General features: G+C 72.6%; 18 protein-coding genes and 1 pseudogene. 11 read left to right on the top strand and 8 right to left on the bottom strand.

The features are described from left to right. Window positions 1-17: 17 nt before the first annotated feature. Genes HEP85_RS05475 through HEP85_RS05465 form a run of 3 tightly spaced genes read left to right on the top strand, consistent with a single transcriptional unit; the run spans window position 18 to window position 1,544 of the window. Complete coding sequence (locus HEP85_RS05475) at window positions 18-491, top strand: roadblock/LC7 domain-containing protein (RefSeq protein WP_148012874.1); 474 nt, start codon at window positions 18-20, stop codon at window positions 489-491. 59 nt (window positions 492-550) lie between these two features. Continuing rightward, the gene (locus HEP85_RS05470) at window positions 551-982 is read left to right on the top strand and encodes a DUF742 domain-containing protein (RefSeq protein ID WP_168533363.1); all 432 of its coding nucleotides are present in this window, start codon (window positions 551-553) and stop codon (window positions 980-982) included. 22 nt (window positions 983-1,004) lie between these two features. After that, window positions 1,005-1,544 carry an ATP/GTP-binding protein gene (locus HEP85_RS05465; protein ID WP_248002454.1) on the top strand — a complete coding sequence of 180 codons (540 nt, stop codon included), beginning with the start codon at window positions 1,005-1,007 and terminating at the stop codon, window positions 1,542-1,544. Window positions 1,545-1,628: 84 nt separating this feature from the next. On the opposite strand, the gene HEP85_RS05460 is transcribed toward HEP85_RS05465, so the two are convergent. The 3 genes from HEP85_RS05460 to HEP85_RS05450 are packed head-to-tail and all read right to left on the bottom strand — an operon-like array spanning window position 1,629 to window position 4,143. After that, window positions 1,629-2,303 carry an ABC transporter permease gene (locus HEP85_RS05460; RefSeq protein WP_168526679.1) on the bottom strand — a complete coding sequence of 225 codons (675 nt, stop codon included), beginning with the start codon at window positions 2,301-2,303 and terminating at the stop codon, window positions 1,629-1,631. Next, window positions 2,300-3,007 carry an ABC transporter permease gene (locus HEP85_RS05455; RefSeq protein ID WP_168526677.1) on the bottom strand — a complete coding sequence of 236 codons (708 nt, stop codon included), beginning with the start codon at window positions 3,005-3,007 and terminating at the stop codon, window positions 2,300-2,302. The genes HEP85_RS05460 and HEP85_RS05455 overlap by 4 nt, the downstream gene beginning before the upstream one ends. Further along, the gene (locus HEP85_RS05450; protein ID WP_168526675.1) at window positions 3,004-4,143 is read right to left on the bottom strand and encodes an ABC transporter ATP-binding protein; all 1,140 of its coding nucleotides are present in this window, start codon (window positions 4,141-4,143) and stop codon (window positions 3,004-3,006) included. Before HEP85_RS05450 ends, HEP85_RS05455 begins: the two co-directional genes overlap by 4 nt. A 292-nt stretch (window positions 4,144-4,435) precedes the next feature. Between HEP85_RS05450 and HEP85_RS05445 the strand changes: the two genes are divergently transcribed. Continuing rightward, window positions 4,436-6,529 carry a GH92 family glycosyl hydrolase gene (locus HEP85_RS05445; protein ID WP_168526673.1) on the top strand — a complete coding sequence of 698 codons (2,094 nt, stop codon included), beginning with the start codon at window positions 4,436-4,438 and terminating at the stop codon, window positions 6,527-6,529. A 131-nt stretch (window positions 6,530-6,660) separates the two neighbouring features. Here the strand turns inward: HEP85_RS05445 and HEP85_RS05440 are convergent, their stop codons facing one another. Beyond that, window positions 6,661-7,440: a DeoR/GlpR family DNA-binding transcription regulator gene (locus tag HEP85_RS05440; RefSeq protein ID WP_168526671.1), complete on the bottom strand. Its 780-nt coding sequence runs from the start codon at window positions 7,438-7,440 to the stop codon at window positions 6,661-6,663. A 141-nt stretch (window positions 7,441-7,581) separates the two neighbouring features. On the opposite strand from HEP85_RS05440, the gene HEP85_RS05435 reads away from it, so the two are divergent. Further along, a complete protein-coding gene (locus HEP85_RS05435) occupies window positions 7,582-8,472 on the top strand; it encodes an SIS domain-containing protein (protein ID WP_168526669.1) in 891 nt (296 codons plus the stop codon). 33 nt (window positions 8,473-8,505) lie between these two features. After that, window positions 8,506-9,375 carry a class II fructose-bisphosphate aldolase gene (locus HEP85_RS05430; protein WP_168526667.1) on the top strand — a complete coding sequence of 290 codons (870 nt, stop codon included), beginning with the start codon at window positions 8,506-8,508 and terminating at the stop codon, window positions 9,373-9,375. A gap of 25 nt (window positions 9,376-9,400) precedes the next feature. On the opposite strand, the gene HEP85_RS05425 is transcribed toward HEP85_RS05430, so the two are convergent. After that, complete coding sequence (locus HEP85_RS05425; RefSeq protein WP_168526665.1) at window positions 9,401-10,537, bottom strand: methyltransferase; 1,137 nt, start codon at window positions 10,535-10,537, stop codon at window positions 9,401-9,403. A 170-nt stretch (window positions 10,538-10,707) separates the two neighbouring features. Here HEP85_RS05425 and HEP85_RS05420 point away from each other — a divergent pair, with 170 nt between their 5' ends. Together HEP85_RS05420 and HEP85_RS05415 are read left to right on the top strand one after the other, a co-directional pair. Beyond that, window positions 10,708-11,382, top strand: coding sequence for an alpha-ketoglutarate-dependent dioxygenase AlkB (locus HEP85_RS05420; RefSeq protein ID WP_168526663.1), 675 nt, complete (start codon window positions 10,708-10,710; stop codon window positions 11,380-11,382). An 88-nt stretch (window positions 11,383-11,470) separates the two neighbouring features. Next, on the top strand, window positions 11,471-12,712 hold the full coding sequence (locus tag HEP85_RS05415; protein WP_329285589.1) for an ROK family protein: 1,242 nt from the start codon (window positions 11,471-11,473) through the stop codon (window positions 12,710-12,712). A 54-nt stretch (window positions 12,713-12,766) separates the two neighbouring features. Here HEP85_RS05415 and HEP85_RS05410 read toward each other — a convergent pair. The 3 genes and pseudogenes from HEP85_RS05410 to HEP85_RS05400 form a co-directional block, all read right to left on the bottom strand. Continuing rightward, a pseudogene (locus HEP85_RS05410) lies at window positions 12,767-13,697 on the bottom strand (phosphotriesterase). Further along, on the bottom strand, window positions 13,694-14,278 hold the full coding sequence (locus HEP85_RS05405; protein ID WP_168526661.1) for a DUF4865 family protein: 585 nt from the start codon (window positions 14,276-14,278) through the stop codon (window positions 13,694-13,696). The pseudogene HEP85_RS05410 and the gene HEP85_RS05405 overlap by 4 nt, the downstream one beginning before the upstream one ends. 184 nt (window positions 14,279-14,462) lie before the next feature. Then, on the bottom strand, window positions 14,463-15,032 hold the full coding sequence (locus tag HEP85_RS05400; protein WP_248001845.1) for a TetR/AcrR family transcriptional regulator: 570 nt from the start codon (window positions 15,030-15,032) through the stop codon (window positions 14,463-14,465). A 224-nt stretch (window positions 15,033-15,256) separates the two neighbouring features. Here HEP85_RS05400 and HEP85_RS05395 point away from each other — a divergent pair, with 224 nt between their 5' ends. The 3 genes from HEP85_RS05395 to HEP85_RS05385 are packed head-to-tail and all read left to right on the top strand — an operon-like array spanning window position 15,257 to window position 18,878. Then, window positions 15,257-15,565, top strand: coding sequence for an SHOCT domain-containing protein (locus HEP85_RS05395; RefSeq protein WP_168526657.1), 309 nt, complete (start codon window positions 15,257-15,259; stop codon window positions 15,563-15,565). After that, window positions 15,562-16,320 carry an ABC transporter ATP-binding protein gene (locus HEP85_RS05390; RefSeq protein ID WP_168526655.1) on the top strand — a complete coding sequence of 253 codons (759 nt, stop codon included), beginning with the start codon at window positions 15,562-15,564 and terminating at the stop codon, window positions 16,318-16,320. The genes HEP85_RS05395 and HEP85_RS05390 overlap by 4 nt, the downstream gene beginning before the upstream one ends. Beyond that, on the top strand, window positions 16,317-18,878 hold the full coding sequence (locus HEP85_RS05385) for an ABC transporter permease (RefSeq protein ID WP_369657609.1): 2,562 nt from the start codon (window positions 16,317-16,319) through the stop codon (window positions 18,876-18,878). Before HEP85_RS05390 ends, HEP85_RS05385 begins: the two co-directional genes overlap by 4 nt. Window positions 18,879-18,939 lie beyond the last annotated feature (61 nt).

The following is an 18,939-nucleotide window of genomic DNA, read 5'->3' as shown; positions in this document are numbered from 1 at the left end:
GGCATGAGCAAGTGACCATGTGGACAGGTGGACCCGAGTCCGCGGCCGTGGAACCGGCGACGGACGTCAAGACCGCCGCTGCCGACTTCAATTGGCTGCTCAATCGTTTCGCCACCGAGACGGCCGGCGTCGTCGACGTGATCGGCGTGTCCTCCGACGGTCTGCTGATCGCGGTGTCCCAACTGCGCGGCAAAGCGGACTCGGAGCGGCTCGCGGCCATCGTCTCGGGGATCACCAGCCTCGCCATGGGCGCGTCGGGCAACTACGGTCTCGGCGGCCTCAACAAGGTCATCATCGACCTGGAGGAAGGCCACGTCCTGGTGTCCGCACTGGGCGCGGGCGCGGTGCTCGGCGTGGTCGCCTCGAAGGAGGCGAAGCTCGGGAACATCGCGTACGAGATGACCCTCTTCGCCAACCGCGCCGGCGCCGCCCTGAGTCCGCAGCTGGTCATGGAGCTCAAGAACACCGTGGGGATCGCGCCGACCCGTTGACGGTCGGCGGGGGCGTCGCGAAGGCCGCGACGACCCACGAGGTGAAGGGTGAGGACGTGATGACGGCCGGCGAGCCATCAGCCGCCGACGACGGCGCGTGGGGTGTGGAACCCCCCGCGTCGGTCGTCCGGCCATTCCTGCTGACCGCGGGACGGATCGCCGGAGGTGACAGCCTGGTGCCGCCGATCCCGATCGAGACGCAGGTCGTCGCGACCGAACTCGGTCTGGCCACGCTGGAGGCCTTCGTCTTCGACCAGCACCGCGACATCATCACGATCTGCCGCCAGCCTCAGTCACTGGCGGAGATCGCGGCGAAGCTGCGGATGCATTTGAATGTGATCAGGGTGCTCGCCGACGATCTGCGCGCCGACGGTCAACTGGCCTTGTACGCACCGCAGGCCGAATCCGCCCGCGACGCCACCGTATTGCGAAGGGTTATCGATGGTCTCCGAGCTATCCCCGACTCCCGGGGCGCGATCCGTGAGCGCTGACAACGAGGCGTCCCGGCCGCCGATGCCGGTCAAGATGGTCATCGCGGGCGGCTTCGGCGTCGGCAAGACCACCACGGTGGGCGCCATCTCCGAAATAGAGCCGCTCACCACCGAGGCGTCCATCACCTCGGTCGCCGCGGGCATCGACGACCTCTCCCACACCCCCGAGAAGATGACGACCACCGTCGCCATGGACTTCGGGTGCGTCACGCTGGACCCGACCCTGAAGCTCTACCTGTTCGGCACACCCGGCCAGGAACGCTTCGGGTTCATGTGGGACGACCTGGTGGAGGGTGCCCTCGGCGGTCTCGTCATCGTCGACACCCGCCGGCTCGACGACTGCTACGCGGCCGTCGACTACTTCGAGCACCGCGAGATCCCCTTCGCGGTGGCGGTCAACGCCTTCGACGGCAAGGTCGAGCACGACCTGAACGACGTACGGTGGGCGCTCGACGTCGGCGAGCACGTGCCGCTCACCGTCTTCGACGCACGTGAGCGCGGATCGGTGCGGGACGCGCTCCTCGTCGTCCTCGAACACGCCCTGGCCACCGCGGAGAAGTGACGGCCCGGGACCGACGGCACGAGGAAGAAAGGAAGGGGGACGGGCCCGGCCCGTCCCCCTTCCCGCTGTCCTTCCCGCTTCGTGTCAGGCCGTTCGGCGCCTGCGCACCCCGGGGGACACCGCCACCCGGGTGATGGCCCAGAACAGGACGAGCACGAGCAGCGCCAGCACCGCGGTGAGCGCGGCACCGCCCGCCACCTTCTCGTAGTTGCGCTGGTACAGGCCGTCCAGGATGTAGCGGCCGACCCCGCCCAGACTCACATAGGCCGCGATCGTCGCCGTCGACACGATCTGGATCGCGGCCGAACGCAGGCCGCTGAGGATCAGTGGCAGCGCCGCGGGCACCTCGACCTGGAACAGGATCTTCCGCTCCGCCATGCCCATGCCCCGGGCGGCGTCGACGGGTGACGGGTCCACGGTGCGGATCGCCTCGTAGGTGGTGATGAGGATCGGGGGGATCGCCAGCACCACGAGCGGGATCATCACCGGCACGATGCCGAGGCCCAGCCAGACGAACATCAGCACCAGCAGTCCGAAGGTGGGCAGCGCGCGGGCGCCCGCCGACACGAAGGCGAGCGCGTTGCCACCCCGGCCGGTGTGACCGGTGGCCAGGCCGATCGGCAGACCGATGGCCGCGGCGATGGCGAGCGCCCCGGCCGTGTACTGGACGTGCTCCCACACGCGCTGCGGGATCCCGTCGTAGCCGTGCCAGTGGGACCCGTCGGTGAAGAAGGACTGCATGAAGTTCAGTACGTTCACGAGGCGTTCTCCGGTGTGCGGGTGGGGCCCGGGATCGTGGACGTACCGCGCCCGGCCCTGCGGGACGAGGGCGGCTGCCAGGGGGTGAGCACCCGCTGGAGCAGCACGAGCAGGGCGTCGACCAGCACCGCGAGCACGGCGGTGGTGACCACCGAGTTCACGGCGAGCAGCGGGCGGTGGTAGAGCATCGCGGTGGTCAGCAGATTGCCGAGCGCCCCCTGGTTGCCGATCAGCGACCCGACGCTGACCAGGCTGATGCTGGAGGCGGTCGCCACCCGCAGACCGGCCATGATCGCCGGTACGGCGATGGGCAGTTGGACCTGGAGGTAGCGGCGCACGGTGCCGATGCCCATCGCGGCCGCGGCCGCGTTCGTCTCCTCGGGGACCGAGCGGACGCCGTCGACGACCGCCGGGACGATCACCACGAGGCTGTACAGACACAGCGGGATCATGACGGTGGTCCGGCTCAGCCCCGTGTAGTCGATGAGCACCACGAAGAAGGCGATCGACGGGATCGCGTACAGCACCGTGGTGATCCACAGCACCGGCGGATAGATCCAGCCGAAACGGACGCAGGCCAGTCCGACCGGCAGCGCCAGCAGGAGACCGACGAGCACGGGGACCAGCGCCTCCAGCATGTGCCCGCCGATCAGGCCGGCGTAGCTGCTCTGGAGGTCGCTCGGGATGTCGAAGAAGCCGTTCATCGAACGGCCTTCGCGGGAGCGGACTCCTGCGGGGTGTCGGCGGCGCGCCGCTGCCTGGCCGCGCGGATCGCCGTGGCGACCGTCTCCTGTCCGGCGAGCCCCAGCACCCGTCCGGACGCGTCCACGCCGACCGCCTGACCCGTGGGGGACAGCACCGCCCGGTCCAGCGCGACCCGCAGCGAGTCGCGTCCCACCTCGAAGCCCTGCCCGTACGGCTCCAGGGTCTGCACCTCACCCGTCCACACCGTCAAGTCGGCCCAGCCCAGGGGCTTTCCGTCGGCGTCGGTGACCAGGACCGGTGCCTGAGCGGTCTTCTGCCCGGCGAGCTGCTCCCAGTCGGTGCCGACCGGGAAGACCTGGGAGCGGTCGAGCGCGAGGTCGCGCGTGGACAGGAACGACAGACCGCGGATGCCGCGGTCGCCGCCGAGGAACTCCTCCACGAACGCGTCGGCGGGCGCCGACAACAGTTCGTCGGGGGCGGCGAACTGGGCGAGTTTGCCGCCGGTGCGCAGCACGGCCACTCGGTCGCCGACGGTGATGGCCTCGTCCATGTCGTGGGTGACGAACACGATGGCCTTGCCCAGTTCGCCCTGGATGCGCAGCAACTCCTCCTGCAGCCCCCGGCGGACGACCGGGTCGACTGCGGAGAAGGGTTCGTCCATCAGCAGGATCGGCGGGTCCGCCGCCAGCGCGCGGGCGACGCCGACGCGCTGCTGCTGGCCGCCGGAGAGCTGGTACGGGTAGCGGCGGGCCATGCCCGGGTCGAGCCCGACCCGTTCCATCAGCTCCGCCGCACGGGCGCGGGCACGCTCCTTGGACCAGCCGAGCAGCCGCGGCACCGTGGCGATGTTGTCGAGGATCGTACGGTGCTGGAAGAGCCCGGCGTTCTGGATGACGTAACCCATGGACTGACGCAGGGCGTTGACCGGCCGGCGCGTGATGTCTTCGCCGTCGACCCGGATCGTGCCGCTGCTGGGCTCGACCATGCGGTTGATCATGCGCAGCGTGGTGGTCTTGCCGCACCCCGACGGTCCGACGAGCACGGTGATGGAGTGGTTCGGTATTTCTAGGGACAGGCGATCGACGGCCACCGTGCCGTCGGCATATCGCTTGCTGACATCTTCGATGGCTATCAAGCGTCGAAACCCTTCGGGAACGGCTGTGATCGGACGTGACCGGATCACGTGCACGAGGGTGCGTAGTCTAGCCAGTTGGCCCGTACGGTCGGTCACCCCAGGGGGTTCCCCGTCGCGTGATGCCCAGGTGGAGTGCAGCGCGCGACGGGAGCGGCCGCGGCCGGCGCGCTCTCCACCGGGCGGGTGACCTCCGGGCGTGGCGGCGCCGTGCGGTCGTGGGTGCCCGGTGAGACTGTCGCCCTCACGCCCGCCGCCCGGGGACGCAGTCCCTGCCACAGCCCGGAGAGACCTCGTGCGAATCCCCTTTCACCGGGCCGCGCTGGCCGGCGCCGCCGTCCTCGTCGTGTCGACGACCGCTCCGACCGCGCCCGCCGTCGCGGACGACACGGTCGCCGACCCGGCGCGGTATGTGAACCCCTTCGTCGGCACCGCGCCCGGAGGAGCCGATTTCGGCCACGGCGGGGGTGCCGGGAACACCTTCCCCGGAGCGACGGCGCCGCTCGGCGGAGTGCAGTGGAGCCCGGACACGGTGACCTACCAGCACGGCGGCTACGCGTACGGGGACAACCGGATCAGAGGGTTCAGCCTCACGCACCTCTCCGGAGCCGGGTGCAAGGACTACGGCAACGTGCCCTTCATGCCCCTGCTCGACGGCGACACGACCGGGCAGGCCACCTTCTCCCACACCCATGAGCAGGCGTCGCCCGGCAGTTACCGGGTCACGTTCGACAACGGCATCCGCACCGAACTCGCCGCCACCCAGCGCTCCGGTGTCGCCCGCTTCACCTACCCGGCCACCGCCGGCCGGCCCGCGGCGCTGAGCGTCGACGCGGGCAAGGCGTTCAACGCGGCCACCGGAACGGTCGAGATCGGCACCAACACCCTGTCCGGGTACACGGACAGCGGAGGCTTCTGCAAGTCGCACAACCGCTACCGGCTCCACTTCCAGGCCACGTTCGACCACCCCTTCGCCCACGCCGTCCACCCGGACGGCAGGCCCGGCGCGGCCCTGGTCTCCTTCGGCCCTCAGGTCCGCACAGTGACCGTGCGGGTCGGCGTCTCGTTCGTCGACACCGAGGGCGCGCTGCGCAACGTCACGGCCGAGCAGCAGGGGCGCCCGTACGACGAGGTCCGGCGGGCCGCCCGCGCCCGCTGGAACGACTGGCTCGGCCGTATCGCCGTCGGCGGCGGCACCGAGGTCCAGCGCCGCGTCTTCTACACCGCCCTCTACCACGCGCTCCTGCACCCCAGCGCGTTCAGCGACACCGACGGCCGGTACCCCGGCACGGACGGTGCCGTGCACCGCACCCGCACGGGACATGTCCAGTACGCCGACTTCTCCGGCTGGGACGTCTACCGCTCCCAAGTCCAGCTGCTCGCCCTGCTGGCCCCGGGCGAGGCCTCCGACATCGCGCAGTCCGTCCTCAACCAAGGCCTCCAGGCGGGCTACTTCGACCGCTGGACGGTCGCGAACGGCGGCACCGGCGTCATGGTCGGCGATCCGCTGCCGGTGATCGCCTCCGCCGTGCACGCCTTCGGCGCGACCGACTTCGACGCCCGTGGCCTGCTGCGCGCCGCCATGGCGGGCCGCGAGGACGAGCGCCAGCGGCCCGGACACCAGCAGTACGACACCCTCGGCTACGTTCCCGCGGGCGCCAAGGGCGTGTGGGGTCCGGCGGCCACCACGCTCGAATACGCCGTCTGCGACTATGCGTTGGCCCAGCTCGCCGACCGGCTCGGCGACGCCGCCGCGTACCGCACCCTGTCGAAGGCCTCCGGGAACTGGCGCAACCTCTTCAACCCGGCCACCGGCTACCTCCAGCCACGTGCCGCCGACGGCAGCTGGCCCGCCTTCCACCCCGCGCAGACCACCGACTACGTGGAGGGCAACGCCGCCCAGTACACCTGGATGGTCCCGCACGACCTGCCCGGCCTCTTCCGTCTGATGGGCGGCAGCGCCGCGGTCACCGGCCGCCTCGACACCTTCTTCACCCGGCTCAACGCGGGCGGCGCCGAGCCGTACGCCTACCTGGGCAACGAGCCCTCCTTCGACACCCCTTGGGCGTACGACTACGCGGGCCGCCCCGACCGTGCCCGTGACACCGTCCGCCGCGCCCTGGCCGGCCTGTTCGCCGACCGCCCGGACGGGCTCGTCGGCAACGACGACCTCGGCGCGATGTCCTCCTGGGCGGTCTGGGCCGCCCTGGGCATGTACCCGCAGACGCCCGGCACCGGACAACTGGCCCTGGCGGAGCCCCTCTTCCCCACCATCACCCTGCACCGACCGGGCAGCCCCAAGATCGCGATCAAGGCGCCCGAGGCTTCGGCCACCACCCTCGACCTGAGCACGCTCACCCGCACGGCGGACACGCGCAAGGGCCTGTGACGGACGAGGCGGCCCACTGCCGCGCCGGGCAACGTCCGCCCCGCCACGAGGACTTCCGGCCGGCACACCGAGAGCACGCACCGGACGCCGCTCCCTGACGGGCAGACGTTGTCCGCCGCGGTACTGGATCCTCAGACGGTGAGGACCCGCACCCCCGCCTCCTCGAACCCGCGCACCGTCTCCTGATCGGCCGACGTGTCCGTGACCAGCGTGTCCACCGCGTCGGTCGGACAGATCCGGGCGAAGGCGCGCTTCCCCAGCTTGCTGGAGTCCGCCGCGACGATCACCCGCCCGGCGCGCTCGCACAGCAGCCGGTTGACGGCGGCCTCGGCCTCGTCATGGGCGGCCGTGCCGTGGACCACGTCGAAGGCGACCACGCCGAGGACGGCGACGTCCATGGTGATCTGACCGAGCACGCCGTTCGCGAGGGGGCCGACCAGCTCGTACGACTGCGGGCGGGCCACCCCGCCCGTCGCCACGATCTTGAACTGAGGGCGCACGGCCAGCTCGTTGGCGATGTTGAGCGCGTTCGTCACCACGGTCAGAGCGGGCGACCCGGCGGCGAGGTCGGGACGTACGGCCAGCGCGCGGGCCACCTCGGTGGTGGTCGTGCCCCCGGTCAGGCCCACCGCCTCACCGGGGGCGACGAGGCCGGCCACCGCCTTCGCGATGCGCTGCTTCTCCGAGGCCCGGCGGGCGGTCTTGTAGCGCAGCGGCAGTTCGTACGACACCCCGTGCACGATCGCGCCGCCCCGGGTGCGGACGAGCATCTGCTGCTCGGCGAGCTGGTCGAAGTCGCGGCGGATCGTCGCCGCCGACACGTCCAGCTCCCCCGCCGCCTGCTCGACCTCCAGCCGGCCCCGCTCCACGAGCAGTTCCAGCAGCGCCTTCCAGCGGGCGTCGCGCGACATCCGCACTCTCCGTTCCTCGATCCTCAGCGACCCTAGCGCACCACATTTCTGACATCGAATGCTTGATTGTGCTTGAAAGGCAGCTATATCTTGCACAAACGAGCATCGGTGCCCGGAGCGGGCCTTGGGGGAGGGACAGGCATGACCCATGTCGAGAACGAACTGACCAGTCAGCCCGAGTGCTGGATACGTGCCGCCGAGCTGGCCGCGACGCACGGGGACGCGCTGCCCGTGGCGGGGGAGCGGGTCGCGATCGTGGGGTGCGGGACCTCCTTCTTCATGGCGCAGTCCGCCGCCGCGCTGCGCGAGGACTCCGGGCAGGGGGAGACGGACGCCTTCGCCGCGTCGGAGTTCCCGCACACCCGCGCGTACGACCGGGTGGTCGCCCTGACCCGGTCCGGCACCACGACCGAGGTGCTCGAACTCCTCGGGCGGCTGCGCGGTCGTACCCGTACGACCGCCGTCACCGCCGACCCCCGGACCCCCGTGATGGCCGCGGCGGACGACGTGGCCGTGCTCGACTTCGCGGACGAGCGCTCCGTCGTGCAGACCCGGTTCGCGACCAGCGCTCTCACCCTGCTCCGCGCCCACCTCGGACTGCACACCGACGCCGCCGTCGCCGACGCGCGCACCGCGCTGGAGACCCCGCTGCCCGAAGGCCTCGTCGACTGCGGGCAGTTCACCTTCCTGGGCCGCGGCTGGACGGTCGGGCTGGCCAACGAGGCCGGTCTGAAGATGCGCGAGGCCTCGCTCGCCTGGACCGAGGCCTACCCGGCGATGGAGTACCGGCACGGCCCCATCAGCATCACCACCCACGGCACCGCCACCTGGATGCTCGGCGAGGCGCCCGAAGGGCTGGCCGAACAGGTGCGGGCCACCGGCGGACGGTGGGTGGCCGGCGGACTCGACCCGCTCGCCGAACTCGTCCGCGCCCAGCGGCTGGCGGTCGCCGTGGCCGCGGCCCGCGGACTCGACCCCGACCGGCCGCGCCACCTCACCCGTTCGGTCGTCCTCGACGCCCCGGCCCGCTGAGCCCGCCCCACCGCTTCTTGAGAAGGAGGAGTTGTGCCACTCGCAGCCACTGGTGACCTGGTCGCCGCCGCGGCCGGGGCGCGGACCGCCGTCGCCGCCTTCAACGTCATCACCCTGGAGCACGTCGAGGCCGTCATCGCGGGCGCCGAGTCCGCGCACGCCCCGGTCGTCCTCCAAGTAAGCGAGAACGCGGTGAAGTTCCGCTACGGACGGCTGCTGCCGCTGGCCCGCGCCGCCGCCGCCGCGGCCGAACGGGCCGTGGTGCCGGTGGCGTTGCACCTGGACCACGTCCAGAGCGACGACCTGCTCCGGCAGGCACCCGGCGCCGGGTTCAGTTCCGTCATGTACGACGCGGCGCGGCTCCCGTACGAGGAGAACCTGGTCGCGACCCGGGCCGCGGCCGACTGGGCGCACGCCCGAGGGATATGGATCGAGGCCGAGTTGGGACAGGTGGGCGGAAAGAACGGCGAGCCACCGCTCGACGCCCACGCGCCCGGCGCGCGCACCGACCCCGCCGAGGCCCGCGCCTTCGTCACCGACTCAGGCGTGGACGCGCTGGCCGTCGCGATCGGCAGCTCGCACGCGATGACCACGCGCACCGCTGCCCTCGACCACGACCGGCTCGAACGGCTGACCGCGGCGCTCGACGTTCCGCTCGTCCTGCACGGCTCCTCCGGAGTGCCGGACGACGAACTCACGGCCGCCGTCGCGGGCGGCATCGCCAAGGTCAACATCGGAACGGCCCTGAACATCGCCATGACCGGCGCCATCCGGGAGTACCTCGCGGGCCGCCCCGAGGCGGTCGACTCCCGCAGCTATCTCAGTGTGGGGCGGGAGTCGATGGCACGGGCGGTGACGCGTCTCATCGGCGTCGTCGGCGCACCTCCACCACGCAACGGATGACGGCGCGGCCGAACGTGGCGCGGCGTTACTTCCTGACGGCCCGCAGCACCACGAACTTCGCGTCACTGGCCACGAGTTCACTGTTGCCGAACAGGCGGCGCAGCTTCAGGTGATAGCCGAGGTGACGATTCCCGATCACCCACAGCTCGCCCCCGGGCCGCAGCGCGCGGCGCGCCTCCGCGAACATCCGCCAGGCCGTGGCGTCCGTCGTCGCCTGGTGCGAGTGGAACGGCGGGTTGTTCACGACGAGGTCCACGCTCTCCGCCGGGATCCCGGTCAGTCCGTCACCGACCCGGAACTCCGCGCCGTCGCCGTCCCCGGCGTTCGCCCGGTACGTCTCCCGCGCCGAGGCGACGGCCTGGTACGACTCGTCCACGAACAGCACCTCGGCCGCCGGATTGGCCAGCGCGATCGCCGTACCGACGACCCCGTTGCCGCAGCCCAGATCCACGACACGCTCGGCACCGCGGCTGCGCGGCAGGTGCTGGAGGAGGAACCGGGTGCCGATGTCGAGACGGTCGGCGCAGAACACACCCGCGTGGTTGGTCACGGTGCGGCCGGAGACGGTGCCGACGCCCTCGGGCAGCTGGTAGCGGTACGGCCACGGGTTGGCTTCCCGCGCCAGTCCCCGGAACGGGGTGCAGAAGATCAGCCGGGCCTTCTTCTCGGCCAGCGAGGTGCGGGTCGGGCCGAGGACGCGCTCGAAGAGGCGCAGCGTCGAGGTGTGGATCTCCTTGACCATGCCCGTGCCGACGACGACGGTTCCCTCGTGCACGCCCGGTGCCAGCCGGTGCAGCTGGTCCTCCAGCAGGGCGAGGCTCCTCGGTACCCGGACGATGAGCACGTCGATGCGGTCCGGCGGCGCGTCCTGGGTGGTGAGGAGGCGTACCGCGTCCGCGGTGGCGCCGTTGCGGGCCAGGTTCGCGCGGGTCGCCTCCTGGGTGAGGAACGAGTCGGTGATCTGCGTAGTCCGGTGCTCCGACAGCGCCGTGGTGAGCGCGCCCCAGCGGTCACCGGCCACCACGACCGTCCCGGACAGCTCGGTGCCGCTCTCCGCGAGGTGCCGCAGCAGATACGTGTCGGCCGCGTCCCAGGCACGCAGCTGGTCGCGGGGGTCCTCGGGGAAGCGGGTCAGCGCGTACTCGGCCCAGGGTGTCGTCATCCGGTCGTTCATCGTGGGTCCAGGCTATCGGAGCACGGCCCCGCCCCCGCCCGGGGAGCGTCACGGGCCGACGGAGACCATTCCGGGAGACGGGCGGGACGGGGGAGACGGGGGAGACGGGGGAGACGGGGGAGAGGGGGAGGCCCGGACGATGCGTGATGATGGGGTCCATGGACGGCGAGCTGTTTCCCCGTACCCGGACGGAGGTCGCGCCGGGCGCGGTGCACCTGCCCGACTGGCTCGACGCCGGCCTCCGGCGGGAGCTGCTGGAGGCCTGCCGGTCCTGGGCCCGTCCACCGGCCGGACTGCGCACGGTCCGCACCCCCGGCGGCGGCACGATGACCTCACGCCAGGTGTGCCTCGGCTGGCACTGGTATCCGTACCGGTACGCGCGTACGGCCGTCGACGGCGACGGCACCCCCGTGAAGCCCTTCCCGGCGTGGCTGGGCGAACTGGGGCGGCGCGCGGTGACGGACGCGCTCGGCGCCGGCGCGGTGACGGCGGCGTACGACATCGCGCTGATCAACTTCTACGGCGCGGATGCCCGTATGGGCATGCACCGCGACGGCGACGAGCGGTCGGACGCGCCGGTCGTCTCGCTGAGCCTCGGCGACACCTGCGTCTTCCGGTTCGGGAACGCCGAGTCGCGGACGAAGCCCTACACGGACGTGGAACTGCGCAGCGGGGACCTCTTCGTGTTCGGCGGGGCGTCCCGGCTGGCCTACCACGGGGTGCCCCGCGTGTACGCGGGCACGGCGCCGCCCGAACTCGGGCTGGGCGGGCGCCTGAACATCACCCTCCGGGTGAGCGGGTTCCCGGCCGGCCCGGGTACCGCGGGTGACTGACCGGTGAGCGGAACGTCACGCCGGCGGTGAGGGTTTCCGGACGGCCGGGCGGGTCACCGTTCGAGCGGATCATGGGAGACTCGCCCTCATGAACGGCAAGGCGGGCCCCCGGGTGGCGGGGGAAGGGAACACGCGGACGCGGCTGGACCGGGGGCGTGGCGCGCTCGGGCCGGCGCTCGAGCTCGTGCACACCGGACGTGCGCCGACGCGTGCCGTGCTCACCGCCGAGCTGGGGGTGACCCGGGCGACCGCGGGCGCGGTGGCCGCGGAGCTGGAGGCGCTGGGGCTGATCCGGGTCGACGCGCGTCCCGGGGCGGCGGCCGGTTCGCAGGGGCGGCCCTCGCACCGTCTCGAAGTCGCCGAGGACGGGCCGGTCGCGCTCGCCGCGCAGGTGCACGCCGACGGCTTCCGGGCCGCGCTGGTCGGTCTCGGCGGCCGGATCGTCGCCACCGCGCCGGGCTGCGAGACCGTCGACGCCGATCCGGCGAAGGTGCTCGGCTCCGTCGTCGAGGCGGGCGCCGAACTGCTGCGCGCGACCGGACGGCGCTGCGTGGGCGCCGGACTGGCCGTGCCGTCGGCGGTCGCCGAACCGGGCGGACTCGCCCTCAACCCGCTGCACCTGGCCTGGCCCGCGGGCGCCCCGGTACGTCAGATCTTCGCCGAGCGGGTGCGCGCGGCGGGCATCCAGGGGCCGGCCTTCGCGGCCAACGACGTCAACCTCGCCGCCCTCGCCGAGCACCGGCACGGATCAGGCCGCGGCTCCCGCGACCTGCTCTGCGTCGCCACCGGGCACCGGGGCGTCGGTGGCGCGCTGGTGCTCGACGGCCGCCTGCACACCGGCAGTTCGGGCCTCGCCCTCGAAGTCGGACATCTCACCGTCAACCCCGAGGGCCGCCCCTGCCACTGCGGCAGCCGCGGCTGTCTGGACGTCGAGGCCGACCCGCTGGCGTTCCTCACGGCGGCGGGCCGCGACCCGGGCCCCGAGGTGTCACTGCTCGAGGAGTCCAACGACCTCATCCGCAACCACTACACCGACCTCTCCGTACGCACGGCCACCGAGGCGCTGATCGACCGGCTGGGCCTCGGACTCGCGGGGCTGGTCAACATCCTCAATCCCGACCGGATCATCCTCGGCGGGCTGCACCGCACCCTCCTCGACGCCGACCCGGACCGACTGCGCGCCGTCGTCGCCGACCGCAGCCTGTGGGGGCAGAGCGGCGGCGTCCCGATCCTCGCCTGCACACTGGACCACAACAGCCTGGTGGGAGCCGCCGAGTTGGCGTGGCAGCCGGTGCTGGACGATCCGCCCTCGGCGCTGGCTCCCGCCTGAGACGACCCGAGGCGGTACCGGTCCACGCCTGCGCAGCCCTGCCGCGCCGCCGGTTCACCCCCGACGCCACTCCACGGCGAAGGCGCGCCCGGGGTTCTCGATGAGGATGCGTTCCACCAGCTCGCTGCCCAGGGCGAGTTCGAGTCTCGGCCGGACGCGGCGCAGCAGATACGGCAGCCCCGGACCGCCGTTGACCGAGCGCGCCCCAGCGGTGGTCGTGTCGCCCCCCAGCAGCAGGCGGTCCCCGAATCCCGCGTCGGCGAGCGCCCGGAGGGCGTCGGGCATGCGCCAGTCGGTGGCGTGGTTGGCCCGGGAAGGGCCGTCGAAGGCCAGGTACGCGCCGGACTCGGCGGCCTGACGGTGCACCACGAAGTCCGGCGAACGGTTCAGGTGGCCCAGGATCACCCGGTGCGGGGGAACGTCCAACTCACCGCACAGCAGGTCGAGTACGTCGAGGCCGGCCGTGCCCAGTTCCAGGTGTACGGCGATCGGTGCCCCCGTGGCCCGGTGCCCCCGTGGCCCGGTGGGCCTCGGCCGCGGCGGTCATCGTCCAGCGGGCGTGCGCGTCCAGGCCGTGGAAGCCGCCCGCGACCTTGATGATCCCGGCCCGGACCCCGGAGGCGCCGATGCCCTCCGTCAGCTCGGTCACGAACACCTCGGCCGGTCTGCCGCGGAGTTCGGCCGGCAGCTCCGGCGCGTAGTGGGCCGCTTGGTGCAGTCCCGTCGCGGCGACCACGTGGACACCGGTGGCACGGGAGAGCAGCGGCAGGTCGGCGGCGCGCCGGCCCAGCCCGTACGGCGTCCACTGCACCACGCTGCGGCCGCCCCACTCGCGGAACGCCTCCAACTCGGCCCGTGCGGCGGACGCGTCGCGCAGTTCCTGGCCGGGAAGCAGGGGGCTGCCGAAGAAGAGGTGGTCGTGCGCGTCGCACACACCGAGTTCCCCGGGCGGCACGTCACCGAGGACCGTACGGACCGTGTTCACCACTGGTGGCCCCGGGGCAGCAGGTCGCGCTCGGGCGCCGACACGTGCAGCACCTGGAACACCTCGCCCGATGCCTCGGGCGAGTCGTGGTCCCAGAGCGAGAAGTGCACCACCTCCCAATGACGTGGGTCGACGGCGGCGGCCGCGCACACCGCGCCGTCGAGACCGGCCAGCCGCCCGGCCTCGGCCGCCGCGTCCGCCATCACCTCGGACAGCTCCGCTCCCTCCGGCACGGGCCGCCGGCGCCGCACCGCGACCCGCGCCGGGGCACCGGCGGCGGCGCCCTCCTCGTACGCGAGGCCCGTCCAGTGCTGTACCTCCGGCCTCCCGAAGTCGTCGACGAGCCCCTGGAAGGCGCCGCCCCAGAGGAAGGAGTTCATGCCCTCGACGGTGTTCCACAGGTAGAACGGCGCGTACTGGTTGACCGGCGACCCGTGCACCCCGCGCTCGCGCATCAGATACGTCTTGAAGCCGAGCCCCTCCCAGCCGTCGAGCAGGTGCCCGATCCGGGAGACGCGGGCACGGATGATCCCCATGTCGTAGTCGGCGGGGAAGGTGAGCTCGTACTGCAGGGCGTGCATCGGGCGCCTCCGGAAGGGCTCTGCGGGCTCATCGGGCTCAGTGGGCATTGCGGGCTCCGCGTGGGTCATGTGTCCGCTGGTCCGCGCAGGCGGTGCCGTGTGTGAGGCCTGTGCAGGCCTTCGCCGTGCGTGGGGTCTCCGCAGGCCTTCGCCGTGCGTGAGGTGTCGGTCCTGGCCGGGTGTCTCACCGGCCGGAGGAGCCCGGCGTCAGCAGGGCGAGCAGACCGCGGACGCCCGAGTCGAAGGCGGCGGGTGAACCGGAGGCGCGCGCCAGCACATAGCCGCCCTGGACGGTCGCGAGGATCGTCGCGGCGATCTCCTCGCCGTCCAGCGAGGGTGCGAACTGCCCCTGCTCCTTGCCCTCTTCGACGATGCCGGCCAGACATTCGCGCAGCCGGTCGAGAGTCTCGTCGACAGGAGCGCGCAGCTCGTCGCTGGCGATCACGTCCGGGTCCATCGTCAGCCGTCCGACCGGACAGCCGCGCAGGACGTCGCGTTCGCGCCGCAGATACGCCTCGATGCGCTCGTACGGTGAGCCGGGTGCGCTCAGTACCTCCTCGGCGCCGGCCCACAACTCCTCGGCGGTGCGGCGGATGGCGGCCAGGGCGAGGTCGGGCTTGCCCGTGAAGTGGTGGTACATGCTGCCCTGTCCGGCGCCCGCGTGCTGCTGGATCGCCTTCGGGCTGGTGCCCACGTAACCCCGGTCCCACAACAGCTCGCGCGTCGCCTCGATCAGCCGCTCCTGAGTGCTCATGACGTCACTGTACATACCAGTAAGTACAGAAGTACATACCAGTAGGTACAGACCCTGGACGGGCGAGGAGGAAGCCCCGGGCCGGACCGGCGGAAGCAGCCGAGGCCGCCCCGCGTACTCCCGCGGAGGTACGCGAACTGCCGCTGGCCGTACGACGACCCGGGGGCCCTTTAGGAGCGACTCTCGAGGCGACACATCGGACCCCGACGAGGAGATGACCCGAGATGCAGACCCTGGCGAACTGGGACGGCGGCCCCGGGCCGTGGATCCTCTTCCTTCCCCTGGTGTGGGCGGCCGCCGTCATCGGTGTGGTGACCGTCCTTCGCCGTACGGCCTGGCGCGGTGACCGCGGACCGTGGCGCGCGCGGGGCGACCTCGGTCCGGCCGCGGCCCCCCGGGTGACCGGCGACTCGCCGGTCGCCGTGCTCGGCCGCCGCTTCGCGTCCGGCGAGATCGATGAGGACGAGTACTGGCGCCGGCTCTCCGTGCTCGACGAGCAGTTCGGGCTCACGGGCAAGGGCGGAGCGGCATGAGCACGGTGACCGCGACACGTCCGGCCGCGGGCGTCACCGACGCCGTGAAGGTGTACGGCAGCGGCGACACCGCCGTACGGGCCCTCGACGGGGTGAGCGTCGGCTTTCCGGCCGGCCGCTTCACCGCGATCATGGGGCCCTCGGGCTCCGGCAAGTCCACCCTGATGCACTGCGCGGCGGGCCTGGACACGCTCTCCGCCGGCACCGCCTTCATCGGGGACACCGAGTTGAGCACGCTCGACGACCGGCGCCTCACCCTGCTGCGCCGCGATCACGTGGGCTTCGTCTTCCAGGCGTTCAACCTGGTCCCGACGCTCACCGTCGCGGAGAACATCACGCTGCCCCTGGACCTCGCCGGGGCCAAGGGGTCCCCCGATTGGATCGACGGACTCATCGACGTGGTGGGCCTGCGCGACCGGCTCCACCACCGCCCCTCCGAGCTCTCCGGCGGGCAGCAGCAACGCGTAGCCGTGGCACGGGCGTTCGCCGGTCGGCCCGACGTCGTCTTCGCCGACGAACCCACCGGGAACCTCGACTCGCGGGCCGGCGGTGAGGTCCTCGACCTGCTGGGCACCGCGGTCCGCCGGATGAACCGCACGGTCGTCATGGTCACCCACGACCCGGTGGCCGCGGCCCACGCCGACGAGGTCGTCTTCCTCGCGGACGGCCGCCTCGTGGACCGGCTGGCGTCCCCGACCGCCGACAAGGTGCTGGACCGCATGAAGGCCCTCGACACCAAGGGGGGGCCCGCGTGAACGCCTCGCTCCGCGTCAGCGTCGCCTCCCTGCGCGCCCACGGACGACGCTTCGCCGGTACGTTCGTGGCGGTGTTCCTCGGCGTCGCCTTCCTGACCGGAACGCTGGTCATGGGCGACACCCTGCGGGCCAGTTTCGACACCATGTTCGGCAACGCGGCCAAGGGCACCGACGCGGTCGTCCGCGGCGCCGACACCATCACCACGCCCGGCGAGAGCCAGGGCGTCCGGCGGCCGGTGGACATCGCCCTGGTGAGGACGATCGAGAAGGCACCCGGAGTGGCCGCCGCCGTGCCCGACATCGAGGGCGCGGGCCAGCTCGTCGACGCGCACGGCAAGCCCATCGGCGGCCAGGGCCCGCCCACCCTCGCGGGCAACTGGATCGAGGACCCGGGGCTCAACGCGTACCGGATCGCCGAAGGCCGCGCCCCCGCGAAGTCCGGCGAGGTGGTGGTCAACCGAGGCGCCGCGAAGAAGGGCGGCCTGAGGATCGGCGACACCACGACGCTGCGCACCCCCGACCCCGTGAGGGTGACGATCGTGGGCCTCGCGACCTTCGGTGGTGAGGACGGCATGGCGCAGGTGACCTTCACCGGCATGACACAGGCCGACGCCGAGAAGTACCTCACCGCGAAGCCCGGCGAGGCCGCGGGCATCCGGGTACGGGCGGCCCCCGGAGTCGGCCAGGAGAAGCTCGTGGCCGGTCTGACGCGGCAGCTGCCCGCGGGTGTCGAGGCGATCACCGGTCAGGCGTCGGCGCGGGAGAACACCGACATGATCTCCAGCCGGTTCCTGACCGTCTTCACCACCTTCCTGCTCGTCTTCTCCGGCGTCGCCCTGCTCGTCGCGACCTTCTCCATCCACAACACCTTCGCGATCGTCGTCGCCCAACGCACCCGCGAGAACGCCCTGTTGCGTGCTCTCGGCGCCTCCCGCCGCCAGGTGACCGTCTCGACCCTGGCGGAGGCGAGCGTCGTCGCCGTGACCGCGTCGGCCGTCGGCCTCGGGGGCGGTATCGGCATCGCGGCCGGACTCCAGGCGCTCTTCCCGGCCATCGGTTTCCCCTTCCCGTCCGGTGATCTGGTGATCAGCGGGCTGTCCCTGCTGCTGCCCCTCGCGGTCGGCGTGGTGGTCTGTCTCGGCTCCGCGCTGCTGCCCGCCGTACGCGCCGGACGCACCGCGCCCCTGGCGGCGCTGCGCGAGACGGCCGTCGACCGGTCCGGGGCCTCACGGGCACGGGCCGCCGTGGGTGCGGCGCTTGCCGTGCTCGCGGCGGGGGCCACCCTGACCGGCGTACTGGCCGGCCCCTCCCTGTGGCTCGCGGGCCTCGGCGCCGTACTGGCGCTCGCCGCCTTCGTGGTCCTCGGCCCGGTCGCGTCCTCGACGGCCGTACGTGTCATCGGCGTCCCCCTCGACCGGTTGCGGGGCGTCACGGGTTCACTCGCCCGGCGCAACGCGCTGCGCAGCCCCAGACGGACCGCGGCCACCGCGAGCGCCCTGATGGTCGGCGTCGCCGTCGTCTCGCTCTTCACGGTCTTCGGCGCCTCGTTGAAGGCCACCATGGACCGCACGGTCTCCCGGTCCTTCGCCGGGGACGTGGCCGTGAGCACCCCGTCGTTCGGCGCGGGCGGCAGCGGGCTGAGCCCGGGGCTGGCCCCCGCGATCGCGCGGCAGCCCGCCGTGAAGTACGCCGTCGGGCTGGGCCGTGGCGTCGCCGAGGTCGACGGGAAGGGCCGCGCCCTGACCGTCACCGATCCGGCGGTGCTCGGCAGGGTCTTCGATCTCGGCGCGGTACGCGGCTCGCTCGACCACCTCGGTGCCGACGGGATCGCCGTCACCAGGAGCGAGGCCGTCAGGCAGCATCTCAGGACCGGTGACACCGCCCGGCTCGCCTTCACCGACGGCAAGCAGGTGAATTTCACCGTCCGCGCGGTGTACGGGCGTTCGGAACTCGCGGGCGACTACGTCATCACCCGCGCCGCATGGGCTCCGCACCGCACCCAGGACGCCGACACGCTCGTCGCCGTCACCTTCCGGGACGGGGTGGGCGCCGCCGACGGCAAGGCCGCGGTGAAGCGGGTGGCCGCCCGGTACGGCGACCCCGAGGTGCAGACCCGCGACGAGTACGCACGGTCCTCGGCCGGCGGCATCGACATGATGCTGACCCTGGTCTACGCGCTGCTCGCGCTCGCGGTGCTCATCGCCCTGCTCGGCATCGCCAACACCCTGACCCTCGCGATCCACGAACGCACCCGGGAACTCGGTCTGTTGCGGGCGGTCGGTCAGACCCGCGCGCAACTGCGCGCCATGGTCCGCTGGGAGTCGGTCCTCGTCGCCGCCTTCGGCACGGCGGGCGGCCTCGCCCTCGGTGCCTTCCTCGGCTGGGTCCTGGTGAAGGCCTCCGACGGCGCGTCGGACAGCGCCTTCGCCTTCGCGATCCCGCCCGCCCGACTCGTCGTGGTGGCGCTGGTGGGCCTCGCGGCCGGAGCCCTCGCGGGCCTGCGTCCGGCCCGACGGGCGGCACGCCTGGACGTGCTGCGGGCCATCGGCACGGAGTGAGCCGCCGGGGGCCGTGCTGCCCCCCGCTCCAGTCCGCGGCGTGCGGGGAGAGGGTCACCGC

Origin of the sequence: Streptomyces sp. RPA4-2, from assembly GCF_012273515.2 — a bacterium.
Taxonomy (GTDB): Bacteria; Actinomycetota; Actinomycetes; order Streptomycetales; family Streptomycetaceae; genus Streptomyces; species Streptomyces kaempferi.
The sequence above is the reverse complement of the archived record's forward strand: the minus strand, read 5'-3'. Positions and strand labels throughout refer to the sequence as shown.